Genomic DNA, 18676 nt, shown 5'->3' on the forward strand with positions numbered 1-18676 from the left:
GGGCGAAAGGCGCCGCGACCCGGCTGACCGGGCGAGGAGCGAGTGGACGCGCGGCGGTCCCCGGCTCGCCGGGCCCTGCCGCCACCGATCCGGTGGCGGCAGGGCCCTCGTGCTTCGTGCGGCACGGGTTGAACACTCCGGCTCCCGTGTCCGTACTTGTCGCTGCGTGCCGTGCCAGCCGCCACAACAGCTCCCCGAATGCCACCACCAACTCTTTTCTCCATGCCGAGCCGGGAGGCATCCATGCATTCGAACCGACGCGCAGCGCGTTCCGGGATATCGATGAAAGTCGTTGCGGTCGTCACCGCCGCGATCGCCGCGGTCGCTCTGGTGATCGTCTCGCTGCAGACGGGCAGCGGAGAGGCCACCGCGGGGACCACCACCGCGGACGGCTCCGCCCAGCACGGTGCCGGTCATGCCGGAACGGACTATTCCGGTGCGACTGCCGCCGAGGCCCAAGGGCCGCAGAAGGTGACCGAGGTGGACCGGACGTTCCTTGTGAAGGTGCGGCAGGCGGGGTTGTGGGAGATTCCCGCCGGGCGGCTGGCCCAGACGCACGCCTCCAGCGAAGCCGTGAAGCGTGCCGGACTGCATCTCCTCGACGGCCACAGCAAGCTCGACCAGCTTGTGCGTGAGGACGCCAAGATTCTGGGCGTGGAGCTTCCCAACGAGGCCACCGAGGAGCAGCAGGGCTTCGTGACACAGCTGGAGAACGCCCAGGGCGCCGAGTTCGACCGGCTCTTCGCGAACCTGCTGCGCTCCTCCCACGGAAAGATCTTCGCCACGATCGCCGAGGTCCGTGGCTCCACCCAGAACGACCTGATCCGGCGTCACGCGCGGCAGGCGAACCAGACCGTGCTGGACCACATGGAGGTCCTCGAGGACACGGGGCTCGTCGACGCCGCGACGTTCGCGGAGGTCGAGGCGGCTGTCGCCCCGAAGTAGTCGGCCGCTTCAGGAAATTCAGCTCCGTCAAGGGGAGATAAAATCCCTTGCACTGTGCAATGCTTCCCGTGGTGGAGGACCCGGTTCACGGCCGGCCTCTGCCCGGGAGCGGCACTGGCACGGTGACGCAGCTCGACCACCGCACGCCGGCCGCGTCGACCGGGTCCTCCCCGCCAACCCCGCAGGCCTGCGTCAGCGCGTGGGCCGCGGACCCATGTCCGACCAGCCGAGCGGGTACAGCCCGCCGTCCGCGTCGGGAACCGCGGGCTCCCCTCCGGCCTCGGTGAACGCGGCCAGCGCGCCGACGAGCGCGGCCCGCTGTTCCGGGTCGAGCCGTTCGACGATGGCGGCGATCTCCTTGCGGCGCTGGGCGGTGACGTCCTCGACGATGCGCCGCCCCTCGGTCGTCAACTGCAGCACCGTCTCCCGCCGGTTCCCCGGATTGACCTGCCGGTCCGCCAGCCCGGCCGCGATCAGCCGGTCCATCATGCGCATGGCCGTGGACGGGTTCACACCGAGCCGGTCGGCGAGCGCCACCAGCTTCGCCGGCCCCTCCAGCGACAGCACCACCAGCAGCCGGAACTGGGGCAGCGTCACCCTGTCCTCCACGGACGCGAGGGACCGCGCCGAGAGGGCGACGAGCAGTCTGGAGGCGGTCAGCACCGCGCGGGTCACGGCGTCGACGTCGTCCATCCCCCGTGCGGAGTACGAGGAGTGCACTGGTTCGGTCATTTCTTCTTTGTACCGTGCCGGGCTGCCGTCCCGTGCAGCGCCGTCCCATCGACCCTCACCGGCCCCGGTTCGGTGATCGGTCCGCGGTGATTCAGCGGCGGTACCGGATCAGCAGCATGGCGGCGTCGTCGTGCGGGGGCGCCTGCGCGTACTCCTCCAGATCGGCGCGGACCGCCCCGAGCGCCGCTTCCGGGTCGTCCGCCGTCAGCAGGTGGCCGCGCTCGCCGAGGGGGTAGAACCGGCCGGCCCGGTCGCGGGTCTCGGAGACGCCGTCCGTGTAGAGGAACATCTGGTCGCCCGGCGCGAAGTCCGTCGTGAACGGTTCGGGTGCGGTCCCGCCGTGGAGGCCGAGCCCGAGCGGCAGGGCACGCTTGGGCGGCTCCGCGAACGACACCTTGCCGTCGGAGCACACCACCATCGGGGCGGGGTGCCCGTAGTTGAGGAGGGTCACGCCGTTGTCGGCGTTCAGCTCCGCGAGCACCGCCGTGACGAACTTCTCGCCGCCCTGCAACTCCCGCTCGAGCGCCCTCTCCAGCCGTTCGCCGACCCCGGCGAGCGCGCTCTCCTCGTGCGCGGCCTCGCGGAAGGCGCCGAGGACGACGGCCGCCGTCTCGACCGCTTCGAGCCCTTTGCCCTGCACGTCGCCGACGATGACACGGACGCCGCCCGGCGCGATCACCACCTCGTACAGGTCGCCGCCGATGCGTGCTTCGGCGACCGCCGAGGTGTACGAGACCGCCACCCGCAGATGGCCCGCCGTACGCGGCACCGGTCGCAGCAGCACGCGCTGTGCGACTTCGGCGATCGAGCGCATGCTGGCGAGTTCGGCCTCTCTGCGCTGCCGCATCACGGCCGCCGCCACACCGGCCCCTGTCACGCCGGCGACCGAGGCCATGGCCGAGTACCAGCGGCGTTCGCCGATCAGTCCGTCGTAGAGCCCGAGCCCCAGGCAGAACAGCAGCGACAGGACACCGATCAGTGTCGTACGCCGCCAGCCGCCCACCAGGCCGGCGAAGGCCGGTCCGAGGGAGACGAGCGCCAGAAAGCCCACACTCGATCCGGCCGTCACGTCGACGAGCGCGACCGCCCCCATCACCACGAAGGGGAGCGCGGAAAGCAATCGGGAGCGCGGCGGTGTCTCCTCGGCCACATCGGACTCCGGCAGTTGCTCGGGGACGGCAGGACGGTCTCGGCCGACGGCTCGGCCGCGCGGCAGCCGCCGGGGCGGAGACGGCGGCTTCGCACCGAGCCCGCCGACGTCGGACCATGTTTAGACTATGCAAAGGTTGCACAGTCGAATCGTCCTGATCCGCCCCGTTACCGAATCGAAGCCGACCTCCGGGGAACCCCTTGACCGAACGCTGAGCACCACGCTGCAGCGCCCCCGCCCGCTCACGAGAGGCAGGTCCGTGACTTCTCCGCACACCGCGCCCCGGCGGCCCTCGCTCCCCACCGGCTGGAGGCGCCTCGTGGCCAGGCTGCCGATCCACCTGTACCGGGTCGGCCTCGGGCCACTGTTCGGCCGGCGTCTGCTGCTGCTGATTCACACGGGCCGGACGACGGGGCTGACCCGCAAGACCGTCATCGAGGTCGTGGAACACGACCCGGCGGGCGGATCATGGTCGGTGGCGTCCGGCTTCGGGCCGAAGGCCGAGTGGTACCGCAACCTCCTCCACACACCGCAGGCCACCATCCAGGTCGGCCGCCGCTACTACCCGGTGACGGCGCACCCGGTCGCACCTGAGGACGGCGGCCGCCTCATGGCCCGCTACGCGGCCCGGCATCCGCTCGCCGCGCGCCGGCTGTGCCGGTTCATGGGGTACGAGGTCGACGGCACCGAGGCGGACTACCGCCGGGTGGGCGAGTCGGTGCCGTTCCTCCGCCTGGACGCGACACCGGGCAGCTTCTGAGGGTCGGTGCCCCTCGGTCGGATGGCGCGTCAGTCGTGATTGTGGGTCGACGACGTGTCCGCCGGCGGTACGGTCCGGCCGCCGTCCCTGCCGCTCACAAGTACCGCGATCAGAGCGACGAGGACCCCGGCGACGGCGACCCGGCCCACCAGGCGCAGGCTCCACGACACGGCGAAGCGCCGTTCGGGGCGGCGTAGTTGCTCCGATCTGCGGGCCGGTGCGAGCAGCCGGAGCAGGAACAGGACGGCGATCGGGAGTTGGAGCAGCCACACGGAGGTACGGAACCAGCCGTCGTACCAGACGTTCGTGCCGTAGAGCAGGGTGTGCCACACGCTCAGCACATAGACGACGATCACGAAGCGGTGCAGGACGCGCCATGACTTCGGACCGATCCGGTGCCGGACGTAGAAGAGCAGGCCGAGCGGGATCGCGAGATACAGGGCGGCCTGGCCGACGGGGATCGCGATGCGGCCGGTCCCCGAGTCGTAACCCCCGGGGACGAACGCCTCGACGAACGCGGTCGCGACCCTCGCGTACCAGGCGTCCGTGTCGTGGCGTACCAGCTCGACGGCGAACAGCAGCGCGTGCGCGGCGATCAGAGCGATGGTGTTGAGGCTCGTGGTGCGGTGGAGGCGTTCCAGGGCCGGGCCGGACAGCGGCAGCCGGGACGGACGCGGGCCGGAGAGCAGCAGCCCCAGGACGACCGTGCCCCACGCCCACAACAGGGCGGACCAGCCGAACGCCTGGCTGAGGAAGTACACCCAGAAGGCGTCGGCATCGGCCATGAACGGCATGACCGTCAGCGTCGACGACGTCTTGGCACGGATGCGGACGTAGATGAGGAGGAAGACGGCCGCCGTGACGACAAGTGCGACCAGGCCGTCCCGCACGCACGCCCGGAGGTCGGACCGGAGGGTGACGCGGGGCGGCTGAGGCCGATGGCCGGCAGCCCCGCTCGGGCCTGCGTCACCGGCCTGGCGGGGCAGGGACGGAGCCGAGGCGTCCGACGGGGTGGAAGCGGTGGGCGGGGTGGGGTGTTCGGGGGGCGGCTGCATCGCATCGGCCTCTTCGGTGGCGCGGCGCCGCCGAGGCGGCTTTCGGGCTGGTCGGGCTGGTCGGGCTGGCGTCTTTCGTTTGGATCAGGTCGACCCCCCGAGCCCGGCGTGATCCGAACGAGAGGCCCTGGGCGCATCGGGGACTGTTGGAGGAGTCGGACGCGAAGCGGGATGAGTTCCCGCGGCAGCCGTGTGGCGTGGGTCACATTTGACGGGGTCGCCGCATCCCCGTCGATCAGCCGACGCACGATGACGGTCATGGGAGCCGGCCCCGCACTCCGCCTCGCGCACACCGCGGTCTTCGCCGCCGTGTGCGTCGCGGTGTCGGGCCTCGGCCACGCGCTCTCGTCGGGCGCCGCCCTGTCCCCGTCGGCGCTGGCGCTCGCCTTCGTCCTGATGTGCGGCGCCGGTTGGCAGGTCACGTACGGGGAGCACCGCGCGCCGGTGATCATCGGTGCGAGTGCCCTCGGCCAGCTGGCCCTGCACGCTCTCTTCGGCCTGCTGCACCCCGCTCCGCCCGCGTCCCCCCGGACGGCCGGGCACGGCCACGCCCTGCACCACGGCCTTCACGGCCCCGCCGAGACGGCCGGGGACGTCATGGCGGCCATGAGCTCCTCCAACGGCACGACCATGGCCGGGGCGCACGTCGTGGCCGGGATGCTGTGCGGCTGGTGGCTCTGGCGCGGCGAGGCCGCGGCCGTCCAACTGGCACGCTCGCTGGCCCTGTTCGTCGGCACGTCGCTGCACACGGCCTGGCGCATGCTGTCGGGCGCTGCTCCTCTGCCGCGCGCGGCCTGGCTCCCGGCGCCGCGCCGCAGGGCGAGCCGCCGCCCGACGGCGCTGCTCGTCCTGTACGCCGTCACCCGGCGCGGTCCTCCCTCGCTTCCGTCCTGACAACGTTCTCCCCCGCCCTGACCCGAACGCGCGGCAGCACCGGCCGGCGCACGGAGCCACGGCAGCACCGGCACATGTGAACCCGCCTGGTCCTGCCGGCATTTCACGCTGCCACCGCCGCGCCGCGCCACCGCGCCGCACCACGGCGGCGCATCGCCGCGCGCGCAGACGGCAGGGCACTCAGCGAGGAGCCGATCGTGCTTCCGCGCGACGGCTTCGTCAGGATGCGAAGGACCATTCGCGATGCTCACTGCTCAAGTCCGACGAGCCCGGCCGCACGGCTTGACGCCGCAGCGCCCCGGGCCGCATGCCACAGCGTCACGCGACATAGAGATCACGACCTGGGCGCTGGCCGCCGGCCACGGCGACCAGGAAGCCGCCGAGCTCTTCGTCCGTGCGACCTACGACGACGTGAGGAGGTTCGTCGCCCATCTCAGCTCGGACGTGCCGGGCGCCGACGACCTCGCCCAGGAGACGTACGTGCGGGCGCTGACCGGTCTGGCCAGATTCGCCGGCCGCTCCTGCGCCCGTTCGTGGCTGCTGTCGATCGCCCGGCGTGTGGTCGTCGACCGCTACCGCAGGGCAGCGGCACGCCCGTCGATCGCCGACACCGCGGACTGGCTGACCGCGGCGGACCGTTCCCAGCCTCGCCATCTGCCCGGTTTCGAGGAGTCGGTGGCGCTGCTGGACGCCCTGCACGCCTTGGACCCGGGGCGGCGGCAGGCGTTCGTGCTGACCCAGGTGGTGGGCCTGTCGTACGCGGAGGTGGCGCAGGCCGCCGGCTGTCCCGTCGGGACCGTCCGCTCCCGGGTGGCCCGGGCCAGGCGGGACCTCGTGGCGGCCTGGACGGCCGGCGAAACGCCCCCTGAAGCCGACGAGGCCCACGGGGCCGAGCCGTACGCACGGCCGGCCGCCGGGCGCTGAGCCCGGTGCCGAGGAACGCGCCGGCCCGCCGCCCCACCCGGGGTGGCGGGCCGGCCGCGTCAGGACGCGTCGCGCATCACGGGCCGCACGGTCGTCGCCGCGCTCCACGCCCGGTGCTGGGCGAGTTCGGCGGTCGCGGCCTCGGCCCAGACCATGCCGGTGCAGCCGCGCTGGTCGCCGACGTGCGCCACCTCGGAGCCGGGCTCCCTCGTCGGATACCAACGGACGTTCCCCGGGAAGGAGTCGAGGCCGTCGAGGCCGTGCCAGCCCGCGAGCACGCCGGGGCGGTCCGCGTAGACGAGGACGAGGCCGACGGCCCGGCCGCCCGCGGGGAGGGCCGCATCGAGCAGGGCGGGGCGCCGCCCGAGGGTGACGTCGATCAGCGCCCCGTACACGTCGGTCCGCAGCACATGGCACAGGGCCTCGCCGACCAGCGCGCCGCCGATCCTGCGGTTGATCTCCACGAGCTGTGGTCCCTGTGCGGTGAGGATGAACTCCACATGCGCGAAGCCGCCGTCGTGGCCCGCGGCGCTCAGCACGCGGCCCACCCAGCGTGCGACCGCGGCCGACTCCCCGGGGGGCAGCGCCACGGGGAACGCCGCGGCCTCCTCCCGTACGGCCGGCGCACGCGAGGTCTGCCGGCCGAACACGCCCAGCAGCCGGGTCTCCCCCTGCCAGGTCAGCGTCTCCGCGCTGTACAGCGGTCCGGCCAGGAACGGCTCGGCGAACAGCCGCCCGTCCAGCCCGCCGCGCAGGCCCGCTTCGGTCAGCGCCGCGTGCAGCGCCTCCTTGTCGTGGACGATCCACACGTCGCGCGAGGAGGTGCCGGAGACGTGCTTGAGCACGGCGGGCAGTCCGACGGTCCGGTGCACCTCGGCGACGCTCTCCGGATGCGGCTCGACGCGCACGAAGGCGTTCGAGCCGAGTCCCTCGCGGTGCAGCGCCGCCCGCACGGCGGCCTTGTCCCGCAGGACGCGTACGGCTCCCGGATCGGGCCCGGGCAGGCCGAACTCCGCCGCGAGATCGGCGCCGGGCACGCTCCAGGTGTCGGTGGTGTTGATCAGCCCTGCGAGGTCGGGCAGCCGGGCCAGCTCCCGTCGTACGGCTTCGGTGTCGAAGGTGTCGACATCGACGACGGTGAGCGCGTCGGCCGGCAGAGCGGCGAGTTCGTGCAGATAGACGGAACGGTCGCCGGTGAGCAGGCACAGCCGGTGCCCGGCCGCGGTGGCGGCCCGGGCCGTCCTGCCGAGCCCGAAGGACAGCGATTCCAGCGCGGCTATGGTCACGACTGCCTCCCGGCGGCGAGATCGCGGGGTTCGGCCCTGGCCGCCGCGGGTGCCGGGCGGCCGGCCCACTCCATGACCGCCCAGGGTGGACGCAGTTCGCCGAGCGTGTGGATGCGCTCCGGTCGCAGGGTGCGCGGGTCGGGCGCCTCGGCGTGCCGGGCGAAGACCCGGGGTGCGTACCGGTGGCCGGTGTCGGCGCCGAGCACCAGGTGGGTACGGCCGAAGTCGCGTGCCGCCTCCCAGGCGGCGACGAGATGGGCCGCTCCGGTGGAGAGGCCGGCGAAGACGGCGTGGTCGCGCAACAGCCCGACCGCGCCGGCCGTCGCGTGCCGGAAGTCCAGCCAGTGCAGGGTGTCGTACAGCTCGTGCCGTACGTTCCCGAACGGTATGGAACTGCCGATGCCGGCGATGATGGCCTCCGGGTCGCTGAAGCGTTCGCTGCCGAATGTGACGCTGCCGAACGGCTGGATTCCCACGAGCCGCACCGACCGCCCCGCTTCCCGGAGTGCGCACGTCAGCCCGCCGGTCGACGCGCCGGTGCCCACGGCGCCGACCACGGTCAGGTCGCCGTCGGGCAGGGCGGCCCCGACGGTCTCGGCGAACTCGCGGTAGCCCGCGTAGTGGACCGAGTCGTGGTACTGCCGCATCCAGTGGAAGTCGGGCCGCTCGGCCAGCAGCTGCCGCACGTGCCGCACCCGGCACTCCTGGTCGAGCCGCAGGCTCTGCGACTGCGGCATCTGGTCGACGGTGGCCCCCAACACCTCCAGCTGGGCGCGCATCACCGCGTCCACGGTGGTCGAGGCGACGATGTGACAGCGCAGCCCGTGGCGATGACAGGCCATGGCGAGCGCCAGCGCGTAGATGCCGCTCGAGCTGTCGACGAGGGTCTGGCCGGGCACGACACGTCCGGTGTGCAGCAGGGTGCGTACGGCGCCGAGCGCGGCGTAGACCTTCATCGTCTCGAAACGGGCGAGGACGACGTTGCCCCGCAGGCGGACGAGGGCCGGTTCCTTCAGCGCGTCGGTGATGTGGTCGTGCACCGGGACGGAGCGGGTGGACGCGGGCGCCGCCGTCACCGGCTCTCCTCCTCGCGTATGCCGGTGACGATCAGCCGGCGCGAGTGCTGGTCGTACGGGCTCGCGTCGAAACCGCCGAAGCACTCGACCGCGGTGAAGCCCGCCGCCTCGAACAGGTCGTGCAGTTCGGCGGCGCTGTAGAGGAAGGAGCGGATCGAGGCCGTGCGGGCGGTGTCGCCGCGCACGAGGGTCCAGTCGGTGCGCAGTCTGCGCCAGCTGTCGAGGACGGTGTCGCGCTGCACGATGTACGAACCGTCCGGCAGGTCGACGGCCTGGGGGCGCCCGATCCAGCCCGCGAGCACCTCCTTGCCCATGACGTCCACGAGGAGCCGGCCGCCCGGCGCGAGGTTCTTCCAGGCGTTGTGCAGCACTTGGAGGTTGTCGTCCGGGTCGTCGAAGTAGCCGAAGGACGTGAAGACGCTGAGGACGACGTCGTAGGCCTCGGGTTCCACGTGGTGCCGCATGTCGGCCCGCACCAGCCGGACGTCGGCCCCGGCGTCCGCGCAGGCGGTACGCGCGCGTTCCAGCATGGCGGGGCTGAGATCGACACCGGTGACGCTGTGGCCGCGGGCGGCGAGGGGGACGAGGAACAGGCCGGGCCCGCAGCACAGGTCGAGGACCCGTGAGCCGGGCGGTAGGTCGAGCAGCGGCGACGTGCGGACCAGTTCGGCGGCCGCCTCGCCGCGTCCGGGCGAGAACATGGCCGGTGCGAAGTCGACCCAGAGGGTGTCGTCGGCGTACCAGTCCTCTTCTGCGGCGCGGTTGTCGTTCGTCACACGGGCTCCTCACACTCCCGGCGCCCCGGGCACCCCCCGTGGCTCACCGTCCTCCCAGTGGTCGTGTGCGTCGGGGCGGAAGTTCCCGGAGCGAGGAGGAGAAGTGCCGGGCGGTCGGGACTGCGGCAGCCGCGGCGGGGGCGAGGAAGCAGGTGAGAGCGCAGGCGAGGAGAACGGGCACGGCGCCGAAGGCGTCGACCGCGGGGGCGATGAGCGCCAGGCCGAGGGGGGCGAGACCGTAGGAGAGCATGAAGTCCAGCGACGACACCCGGGCCAGCTTGTCGGGTGCCATCTCGCGCTGTGTCGCGGTGAACCAGGGCACGTTGAACAGTTCGATGCCGATCCCGGCGACCGCGTAGGCGCCCACCACGACGGCGGGGTGCACCGGCAGCGCGAGGCTGAGCGGCGCGACACCGTAGGCGGCCATCCCCGCGAGCGCGATCCAGCCCTGGGAGCGGGTCCCCAGCCGGGCGACGGCCAGCGCGCCGGCGAGGGCGCCCAGCGTGTACGCCGTGGTGGCCGCGGCGAGCACCACCTCCGTGCCGTACCGGTCACGGCTGATCAGCGGCAGGGCGACGGCGGTGACCGAGTACCCGGTGGCGCAGACGGCGGTCAGCGCCACGAGTCCTGCGACGAACCACGGATGCCTGCGCGCCTCGCGCACGCCGTCCGCGAACTCGCTGCGGAAGGAGGCGCGTCGGGGGGCGGGTGGTGCGGACCTGACGCCCGGGCCGGGGACGAGCGCCGCGACCAGCCAGAGGAGACCGAGCCCCCAGAGCAGGGCCCTGGTGCCGAGCAGCACGGCGAGCAGCGCGGTCGCTGCGGGCCCCGCCAGCGTGGTGACCCGTACGGCGAGCGTCAGGGCTGCGTTGGCCTGCTGCAGCCGGCCGGGGTCGACGACCTCGGCGGTCAGCGCCTGAAACGCGGGACGGCAGGCGCCCTGGCCGGCCCCGGACAGCACGGCGGCAGCGCACATCAGCGGCAGCGACCGGCCGAGCCCAGCCGCGAGCAGCGGCGCCGCTGCCGCCGCGGCCAGCGCCGACCACAGGACGACACCCCGCCGCGAGTGCCGGTCGGCGAGCACTCCGCCCACCGCGACGGCGGCGAGGAACCCGGCGGTGCGGGCTGCGAGCAGCAGCCCGAGCGCGCTCGGGCTCAGCGAGCGGTCCAGCACGGCGAGACCGAGGACGAACGGCAGGGCCCAGGTGGCGAGTCCCGACGCGGTGGTGCCCGACCACAGCCGCAGGAACGCGATGTCGAGAAGGACGGACTTCGAGGAGCGTGCTGTCCGCGTGGTCACATCACGGCCCGTCACATCGCCCGTCACCTCAAGGGGTCGCCGCACAGACGAGGAGGACGAAGGCGGCGAGGGCGAAGAGGGTGCGGACCAGGTGGAAGGCGTTCCACCTGGGCTCGAACGCGGCACGGGTCTCCCGGGCGGGGGCACGGCCGGAACGCTCCGCGGAGGCGAGGGCGTTGTTCAGGGGGACATTGCCGGCGCTGGTGATGAGATGGCCGACGATCGCGCAGACCAGTGCGGCGATGACCAGCCAGCGGTCGGTCTCCGTGCGGCCGTCGACCGGGACGAAGAGGGCGGCGACGGGGAAGCCGACACTTCCCAGGAAGGCCAGCATGAAGGTGCCGCGTGGCACCTTCTCGTTGATACGGGCCATGGCGGGCACGAACTGGTCGTCCGACAGGCGCGCGAGCGCGGGCATGATGCCGGTCTGGAAGATCACGAAGAAACCCGCGTACAGACCGGTGGACACGACGGCGAGGGCGAGCAGAAGGGTGGCCATGCCGTTCATGATGGCGTGACGGAAGGGGCGGCGCGCCGTGTTTTCGGTCGGCGTGCGGCGGCTCGAGGCCGGTTCGAGGCCGGTTGCCGCCCGCCCTCGAACCACCCTCGAACCGCCCTCTTTCCGGCCGCGACCCGCTCTCCGGCGTCCTTGTCGAGCGAGCGCGCCCGAAGGGCTCAGTCCCGGGAGCGCCGGTTCGCCTGCCCGATCGCGTCGGCCAGTTCGCGCACGGCGCGGTCCTCCGTCGACTCCGCCAGCTTCCGGGCCCGGTCCTGAAGTGCGCCGAGCCCGGGTGCGCCCGGCATGGAGCCGCCGCGCAGCGACTCGGCGAAGTAGGCGGCGACAGCGGTGATCTGCAGCCGCGCGGACGACGCGCCCCACAGGGCTGCGTCGATTGCGTCGGTCTCCACGGAGCCGCTCGCCTCGTGCGGCGCCCGGGTCCTGGGGTCGAGCCAGCGGACGGTCGCCGTCGCGACATGGCCGTCGGCGCCGTCCCTCAGCCGTACGGCATAGAGGGCGGTGACGGTGTGGCCGGGGCCGACCTCTCCGCCGTCGACCCGGTCGTTGCGGAAGTCCTCGTCGGCGACCTCGCGGTTCTCGTAGCCGATGAGTTTGAACTGCTTGACGGTCCCGGGGTCGAACGCGACCTGTGCCTTGGCGTCCCGCGCGCGCAGTTCCACGTGGCGGGGCAACTGGTCGACGAAGACCTTGCGGGCCTCTTCCTTGGTGGACACATAGGTCGTGTGACCGTCGCCCTTGTCGGCGAGGCGTTCCATCAGGTCGTCCCCGTAGTCGCTGCCGACACCGACGCCGAAGAGGGTGATGCCGTGTTCGCGGCGTGCGTCGTCGATCCGCTCGAGGATCGCCTCGGCCTCGGTCTCGCCGGTGTTGGCGAGGGCGTCGGACAGCAGCACCACGCGGTTGGTGGCTCCCTTCCTGCGGCCCTCGACGGCCTCGTCGTAGCCGGTGGTGACACCCGCCTCCACGTTGGTGGAGTCGGTGGGCTCCAGGTCGTCGATCACGTCGTGGACACGGTCGCGGTTGCCGTCGAGCCTGGTCATCGGCAGCCGGGTCTCCGCCTCGCCGCTGAAGGTGACCACGGCGATCGAGTCGTCGTCGCGCAGCTGGTCGGTCAGGGTGCCGAGCGAGTGCTTGACGAGGTCGAGCCGGCCGGGCTCCGCCATGGAACCGGAGATGTCGATCACGAAGGTCAGGGCGGCGGGCGGCCGTTCGCCGTCGCGGTCGGACGGGCGGGTGGAGAGGCCGACGCGGACGAGGGACCAGTTGTCGCCCTCGAACCCCGGGGTGTCGCCTGCCGGTCCCGCGGTGCCGTCTTCCGGCGCCTTGATCTCTCCGTCGCCGCTGCCGGCATCGCCGCCGCCCGGCCGAGCACCGTCGACCGTCACGGAGAAACCGTTGCCCTTGGGCTGCGGGTAGTCCTGGCGGAAGCTGTTGATGAACTCCTCCGGCCTCACCTGGTGCCGCTGGGGCGTCCCGCCCTCCTTGAGCAGGCGGCGGGTGTAGTCGTAGGAGGCGGTGTCCACGTCCAGGGCGAACGTGGACAGGTAGTCGGCGGGCGGCGCTGCGTCCTGCGCCTCACGCTCGGCGCTGTCGGCCCCGCTGCTCGGCGCGCCCTTGCCTCCGTCCGGTGCGATGGGCGCGGGCGCGCCGTCGGCCGCCCTCCGCCCTTCGTCGTAGCCGCTCGTGCTCTTCTCGCCGGCGGCCGAGCAGCCCGCCACCAGCAGCATGCCACCGGCCAGGGCCGCGGCGACGATCCTCCGGCCGGCCCTCGGCCCCATTCCTGTGCGGAGCTTCGTCGAACTCCCCATCGAACTCCCCCTCGCCTCGTCATCACTTGTGAATGTGACGTCCGAAGCGGCCGGAAGGAGCAGACGGAGGAGTTGCGGAAGCGTCTCAATGCGGCAACGGCACGTCCGTTACGCGCCGATCTGCACCGAATGGACTAGGAGACGATGTCCTTGCGGGAGAAGTTCCGGAAGGCGAGTGCAAAAAGCACCAGCCCGTAAGTGACCGAAACAACCGTCCCCTTGAGCATCCCACTCCATTCCAGCTGCGGCTGGAGCGCGTCGATCCAGGCGAACTGCCAGTGCGCGGGCAGTGCTTCGCGCCACCCGCCCAGGGCCGTGACCGCGTCCAGCACGTTGCCGATGATCGTCAGACCCACCGCGCCGCCGACCGCGCCCAGCGGCGCGTCCGTCTTGGTCGACAGCCAGAACGCCAGCCCGGCCGTCACCAGTTGGGAGACGAACACGAACGCGACGACGAGGCCGATCCGCGCCAACGTGTCGCCGGCGGCCAGCGACCCGCCGGTCGGCAGCTGCAGTGGTCCCCAGCCGTACGCGAGCGTCCCCGCGACCAGTCCGACCAGCGGCAGCAGCAGCATCGCCGCCGCGCTGAATCCGAGGGCCACGGCCAGCTTGGACCACAGCAGCCTGGTGCGCGGGACGGGCGCGGCGAGCAGATAGCGCAGGGACGACCAGTTGGCCTCGGAGGCGACCGTGTCGCCGTGGAACAGGGCGACCGGCACCACCAGCAGGAAGCCTGCCGACACGAACAGGCAGGTGGCCGCGAAGTTGGCGCCGGAGGCCGTGGCGGTGTCCATCAGCGTGATCCGGCCGTTGTCCCGGCCGTCGGGGGTGCCACCGATCGCGAAGGCGGCGATCAGGATGAGCGGCAGCGCGGCCAGCACCCCGGCCATCACAAGTGTCCGGCGGCGCTTCAGCTGCCGCACCGCCTCCACCCGGAGCGGCAGCGTGTGCCGGGCCCGGTAGCCGGGGGCGGACTCGACGAGCACGGGCCTCGGCGGTCGGGTCTCGACGGGCGCGCTCATGCGGAGCCTCCGATCAGGGTGAGGAACGCGTCCTCCAGGCGGCGGTGCGGGCCGACGCCCGTCAAGGGCACGTCCAGACGCACCAGTTCGGTGATCATCTCGGTGGCGGTGGCGCCGTCGAGCCGTACGAGCAGGCCCTCGTCCGTGCGGGCCGCGGAACCGATCCCCGGCAGCGCGGCGAGCTTCTCGACCACGGGCTCAGGCACCTCGCCGTCGACGGTGACGAGCAGGGTGTCGCTCTCGCCGGTGATCTCGGCGACCGGCCCGGCCTGCACGAGCCGGCCGCGGTCCATGACCACCAGGTGCGTGCAGGTCTGCTCGACCTCGGACAGGAGGTGGCTGGAGACGATGACGGTTCGGCCGCCGGCGGCGTAACGGATCATCACGTCCCGCATCTCGCGGATCTGCGGCGGGTCGAGGCCGTTGGTCGGCTCGTCGAGGATCAGCAGGTCCGGCATGCCGAGCATCGCCTGGGCGATGGCGAGCCGCTGCCGCATGCCCTGGGAGTACGTGCGCACCGCGCGGGCCAGCGCGTCGCCGAGGCCGGCGATCTCCAGCGCCTCCTCGATGTGCGCGTCGGACGCCGGACGGCCGGTGGCCTTCCAGTACAGCTCCAGGTTGTCCCGACCGGACAGGTGCGGCAGGAAGCCCGCACCCTCGACGAACGCGCCGACCCGGGAGAGCACGGGCGCGCCGGGCCGGATCGCGTGGCCGAAGACCCGGATCTCGCCCTCGTCGGGCCGGATCAGGCCCATCAGCATGCGCAGGGTGGTCGTCTTGCCGGCGCCGTTCGGGCCGAGGAGGCCGAGGACCTGGCCCTTCTCTACGCGGAAGGAGAGGTCCCGCACGGCGTACCGGTCGGCGGACTTGGCGTACCGCTTGGTCAGGCCGGTGATCTCCAGCGGCACGTCGGCGCGCTCGGGGTCGGGGGCCGGCGCGACCGTGCGGCGGCGGGCGGTGAGCAGCAGCGCGCCGACGACGAGGACGCCCGCGGCGGGCAGGGCCCACACCCACCAGGGCAGGCCGGCCGCCTGCGTCCGCACGGCGGGCGCGGTGGGCACCGAGAGCCGGCCCTCGAGGCTCACGGTGTAGGTGGCGGGCTCGGCGGGCGAGGCGTAGCCGAGGTCGGTGGCGGACAGGACGAGGCGCAGCCGGTGCCCGGCGTCGACCTCGTGGTCCACGGCGGGCAGAGTCAGCTCGACCTCCTTGCCGGCCTTCGCGCCCTCGATCCGGACGGGGGCGACGAGCTGCGAGGGCAGCACCTGCTGCCTGCCGTCCGGCCCGACGTCGTACACCTTGCCGAAGAGCACGGCGTCGCCGGTGTCCGAGGCGATCTTCACCTTGACGGTGGGCGAGCCGGTGATGCGGGTGGACGTGCCGAGCGGCTCGGACTGGAAGCTCGCGAACTGTCCGGGGAAGTCGAGGGACAGTCCGACACCGAGCGAGGAGAGCGCGCCCGCGCCGCCGCTGAGGCCGGGGACGGCCGAGATGGCGGGCGGGGTGGCGCCCGCCGGGTTGACGAAGCGCTGTTCGCGGCCCGCCAGCGCGATCTGCCGAGTGCCGTCGGTGAGGCCGGGGTAGCTGCCGCCGGTCGCGCCGCGCAGCAGCGCCTGGCCGTCGGTGGAGTCGACGCCGCCGGTGCGGCTGACGCGGAAGGCGGGGCCGGTGTCCGCGTTCTTGTCCTGCTTCAGGTAGCGGTCGAACCAGTCGCCGATGCGGCCCTCGACGCGGCTGCTCTCCCGGTCACCCCCGTCGTGGCCTCCGGCGATCCAGTCGACCGCGACCGGTGCCCCGTTGGCGCTGATGGCCTTCGCCATGGCGTCGGCGTGCGAGAGGGGGAAGAGCGAGTCGGACTGGCCCTGCACGATGAGCGCGGGCGCCTTGATGCGGTCGCCGACGGCGGAAGGGCTGCGGCTCTCAAGGAGCTCGCGGGCCTCGGCGTCGGGCTTTCCGGCCACGGCGACTCGCTCGTACATGGCGCACAGCGTCGGCTGGAACGGTCCGCAGCCGGTGGGGTTCGCGGGAGCCTGTTCGCCGGCGGTGTCGCGGGAAGCGGGCCGGGCACCGGCGTCGGTTTCCGCGGCGGCCCGGTCCTGCCCGGCCGGAGCCTCGCCCGCGGGTGGCTCCGCGGGGGCGCCGGGAGGCTGCTGGCCGCCCGGGGCCGTGCCCAGGGCGGCCGCCGAACCGGTCGAGAAGAAGATTCCGGCCCACAGCTTCTTGAAGACGCCGTCGGGGAAGAGGGCGTCGGCGAGGTTCCAGTAGGTGATCTGCGGTGCGATCGCGTCGACCCGCTGGTCGTACGCCGCGCCCAGCAGGGAGATCGCTCCGCCGTACGAGGAACCGGTCATGCCGACGCGTGGATCGCCGTCCGCGTCCAGCTGGACCTCCGGTTGCCCGGCCAGCCAGTCGATCAGCCGGGAGACGTCCTTGACCTCGTGGTCGGGGTCGTTGAGCCCGATCTGTCCGGTGGACCGGCCGAAGCCGCGGGCGGACCAGGTCAGCACGGCGTAGCCCTCACGGGCCAGCCGCTCGGCCTGCGCGCGGACGTCGTTCTTGCTGCCGCCGAAGCCGTGCCCGATCAGGACGGCGGGCCTGCGCCCTTCGCCGCCGCTGGTGAAGTAGGAGGTGTCGATCTTCGCCCCGGGCATGTTCTGCACCCGGTCCTCGCGGTGCACGGCGGGTGCGGCGTCGTCGGCGACGGCGGTCCACGTGCCGGCGCCGGCAAGGACGGCGAAGGCCGCGACGCCGGCAAGCCATCGGCTCCGCGGCCTGGGAAGTCGGATCTGCATGGTTGAAACCCTAAACGGATGGGCCCCTTCATCTCGGCTGCCGCAAGGCGGAACCGATGAGCCTCCTTGAGGAGTACGCGGCAGGGGCTCCGTACACCAGCCGCGGTACGTGCCGCAGGTCCGGACATTACGGACGCACGCGAGTGGGACACAAGATCCACACTTACTGATGATTCGTCAGATGACTTCTATTGCACGGCACTTACCGGCCAGTCGCCCCATTGTGATGCAGGTCACATCACGGGACTCTGGTTCTCCCAACCTCACATCCTGGCACCATGCGGGCCCGTACTTGTCCGTAACCGGTCAATGAAAGGTCAGGTGCACGAGATGAGAGCCACTGCCCGTCGCGCCGGCGCGCTGATATCAGCAGCAGCCGCCGCGACCGGTCTCCAGTTCGCCGTATCCCCCACCGCGCACAGCGCGACGCTCGGCGATCTTCGTCTCGCTCCCACTGCAACTGCCGTCCCGGGCAGCTGGATCGTCGTTCTCAAGGACGGCACCACCCGCGCCGCCGATCTCGGTGTCACACCGAAGCACACCTACCGCAGTGTCCTCACGGGCTTCTCCGCCTCGATGTCGGCTGCGAAGGCCAAGGCGCTCGCCGCCGACCCGCGGGTCGCGTACGTCGAGCAGAACGCCACGGTCAAGCTGAACGACACCCAGTCCAATGCCACCTGGGGCATCGACCGGATCGACCAGCGCAACCTGCCCCTGTCGAAGACGTACACCTACGACACGTCCGCCTCGAACGTGAACGCGTACGTCATCGACACCGGGATCCGCACCTCGCACGGCGAGTTCGGCGGGCGCGCGAGCGTCGGCACGGACACGGTGGGCGACGGCCGGAACGGTCAGGACTGCCAGGGCCACGGCACGCATGTCGCCGGCACCGTCGGCGGCAAGAACTACGGTGTCGCCAAGGGGGTCAAGCTCGTCGCCGTCCGCGTCCTGGACTGCGAGGGCTCCGGCACAACCGCCGGAGTCATCGCGGGCGTCGACTGGGTGACCGCCAACGCCAAGAAGCCGGCCGTCGCCAACATGAGCCTCGGCGGTTCGGCCAACACGTCCCTCGACAACGCGGTGAAGAAGTCCATCGCCTCGGGTGTCAGCTACGCCATCGCGGCGGGCAACGGGCTTCCGATCCTCGGACTGCCCGCGAACGCGTGCAACTACTCACCCGCCCGCGTCCCCGAAGCGATCACGGTCGGCGCGACGGACAGCACCGACCGCCGGGCGTCGTTCTCCAACTTCGGGACCTGCTTGGACCTGTTCGCGCCCGGCGTGGACATCACGTCGGCCTGGAAGGACAGCGACACCGCCACCAACACCATCTCGGGGACGTCGATGGCGACCCCGCACACGGCGGGCGCCGCGGCGCTCTACCTGGCCGACCACCCCACGGCCACCCCGGCCCAGGTCCGGGACGCCGTGGTGAACAACGCGACCAGCGGCAAGGTCGTGGACCCGCGCTACGGCTCCCCGAACAAGTTGCTGTACTCCCGGTTCTGACGCCGCGGCACACCACGCGCCCGGCACTGAACGCCGCAGCGGCCCGCACGGATTACCCAGAGGGCCGCGGATGGGGGCGATTAGTCAATGGAGCAGTGGGGTGAGATGAGGAACTAGGTGGGGGGCA

At 72.3% G+C, this 18676-nt stretch carries 16 protein-coding genes; 5 read left to right on the top strand and 11 right to left on the bottom strand.

What is annotated here, in order from left to right; all coding sequences use genetic code 11:
* Positions 1–282 precede the first annotated feature (282 nt).
* A complete protein-coding gene (locus ABZ070_RS14800) occupies positions 283–945 on the top strand; it encodes a DUF4142 domain-containing protein (protein WP_356633670.1) in 663 nt (220 codons plus the stop codon).
* A 192-nt stretch (positions 946–1137) separates the two neighbouring features.
* On the opposite strand, the gene ABZ070_RS14805 is transcribed toward ABZ070_RS14800, so the two are convergent.
* Positions 1138–1638 carry a MarR family transcriptional regulator gene (locus tag ABZ070_RS14805; protein WP_356633702.1) on the bottom strand — a complete coding sequence of 167 codons (501 nt, stop codon included), beginning with the start codon at positions 1636–1638 and terminating at the stop codon, positions 1138–1140.
* Between the two features lie 130 nt (positions 1639–1768).
* Positions 1769–2827, bottom strand: coding sequence for a PP2C family protein-serine/threonine phosphatase (locus ABZ070_RS14810; protein WP_356633672.1), 1059 nt, complete (start codon positions 2825–2827; stop codon positions 1769–1771).
* Positions 2828–3086: 259 nt separating this feature from the next.
* On the opposite strand from ABZ070_RS14810, the gene ABZ070_RS14815 reads away from it, so the two are divergent.
* On the top strand, positions 3087–3587 hold the full coding sequence (locus tag ABZ070_RS14815) for a nitroreductase family deazaflavin-dependent oxidoreductase (protein ID WP_356633674.1): 501 nt from the start codon (positions 3087–3089) through the stop codon (positions 3585–3587).
* A gap of 29 nt (positions 3588–3616) precedes the next feature.
* On the opposite strand, the gene ABZ070_RS14820 is transcribed toward ABZ070_RS14815, so the two are convergent.
* The gene (locus ABZ070_RS14820) at positions 3617–4642 is read right to left on the bottom strand and encodes a ferric reductase-like transmembrane domain-containing protein (protein ID WP_356633676.1); all 1026 of its coding nucleotides are present in this window, start codon (positions 4640–4642) and stop codon (positions 3617–3619) included.
* A 258-nt stretch (positions 4643–4900) separates the two neighbouring features.
* Here ABZ070_RS14820 and ABZ070_RS14825 point away from each other — a divergent pair, with 258 nt between their 5' ends.
* Complete coding sequence (locus tag ABZ070_RS14825; RefSeq protein ID WP_356633678.1) at positions 4901–5536, top strand: hypothetical protein; 636 nt, start codon at positions 4901–4903, stop codon at positions 5534–5536.
* Between the two features lie 243 nt (positions 5537–5779).
* Positions 5780–6460, top strand: a complete 681-nt coding sequence (locus ABZ070_RS14830; protein WP_356633680.1) for a sigma-70 family RNA polymerase sigma factor — start codon at positions 5780–5782, stop codon at positions 6458–6460.
* A 59-nt stretch (positions 6461–6519) separates the two neighbouring features.
* Here ABZ070_RS14830 and ABZ070_RS14835 read toward each other — a convergent pair whose 3' ends face one another.
* The 8 genes from ABZ070_RS14835 to ABZ070_RS14870 form a co-directional block, all read right to left on the bottom strand.
* A complete protein-coding gene (locus ABZ070_RS14835; RefSeq protein WP_356633682.1) occupies positions 6520–7746 on the bottom strand; it encodes an ATP-grasp domain-containing protein in 1227 nt (408 codons plus the stop codon).
* The gene (locus tag ABZ070_RS14840; protein ID WP_356633684.1) at positions 7743–8822 is read right to left on the bottom strand and encodes a pyridoxal-phosphate dependent enzyme; all 1080 of its coding nucleotides are present in this window, start codon (positions 8820–8822) and stop codon (positions 7743–7745) included. The genes ABZ070_RS14835 and ABZ070_RS14840 overlap by 4 nt, the downstream gene beginning before the upstream one ends.
* Positions 8819–9523, bottom strand: a complete 705-nt coding sequence (locus ABZ070_RS14845) for a class I SAM-dependent methyltransferase (protein WP_356633704.1) — start codon at positions 9521–9523, stop codon at positions 8819–8821. The genes ABZ070_RS14840 and ABZ070_RS14845 overlap by 4 nt, the downstream gene beginning before the upstream one ends.
* A gap of 118 nt (positions 9524–9641) precedes the next feature.
* On the bottom strand, positions 9642–10898 hold the full coding sequence (locus ABZ070_RS14850) for an MFS transporter (protein ID WP_356633686.1): 1257 nt from the start codon (positions 10896–10898) through the stop codon (positions 9642–9644).
* A 28-nt stretch (positions 10899–10926) separates the two neighbouring features.
* Positions 10927–11397 (bottom strand): anthrone oxygenase family protein, encoded by a 471-nt coding sequence (locus ABZ070_RS14855; RefSeq protein WP_356633688.1) that lies wholly within the window; start codon positions 11395–11397, stop codon positions 10927–10929.
* Positions 11398–11573: 176 nt separating this feature from the next.
* Complete coding sequence (locus tag ABZ070_RS14860) at positions 11574–13226, bottom strand: von Willebrand factor type A domain-containing protein (RefSeq protein ID WP_356633690.1); 1653 nt, start codon at positions 13224–13226, stop codon at positions 11574–11576.
* Between the two features lie 134 nt (positions 13227–13360).
* Positions 13361–14248 carry an ABC transporter permease gene (locus ABZ070_RS14865; RefSeq protein WP_356633692.1) on the bottom strand — a complete coding sequence of 296 codons (888 nt, stop codon included), beginning with the start codon at positions 14246–14248 and terminating at the stop codon, positions 13361–13363.
* Positions 14245–17037, bottom strand: a complete 2793-nt coding sequence (locus ABZ070_RS14870) for an alpha/beta fold hydrolase (protein ID WP_356633694.1) — start codon at positions 17035–17037, stop codon at positions 14245–14247. Before ABZ070_RS14870 ends, ABZ070_RS14865 begins: the two co-directional genes overlap by 4 nt.
* A gap of 321 nt (positions 17038–17358) precedes the next feature.
* On the opposite strand from ABZ070_RS14870, the gene ABZ070_RS14875 reads away from it, so the two are divergent.
* Entirely contained in the window at positions 17359–18549 is a 1191-nt protein-coding gene (locus ABZ070_RS14875) for a S8 family peptidase (protein WP_356633696.1), read from the top strand.
* Positions 18550–18676: the final 127 nt, after the last annotated feature.

Source organism: Streptomyces sp. NPDC006283 (assembly GCF_040613325.1).
Classification (GTDB): Bacteria; Actinomycetota; Actinomycetes; order Streptomycetales; family Streptomycetaceae; genus Streptomyces.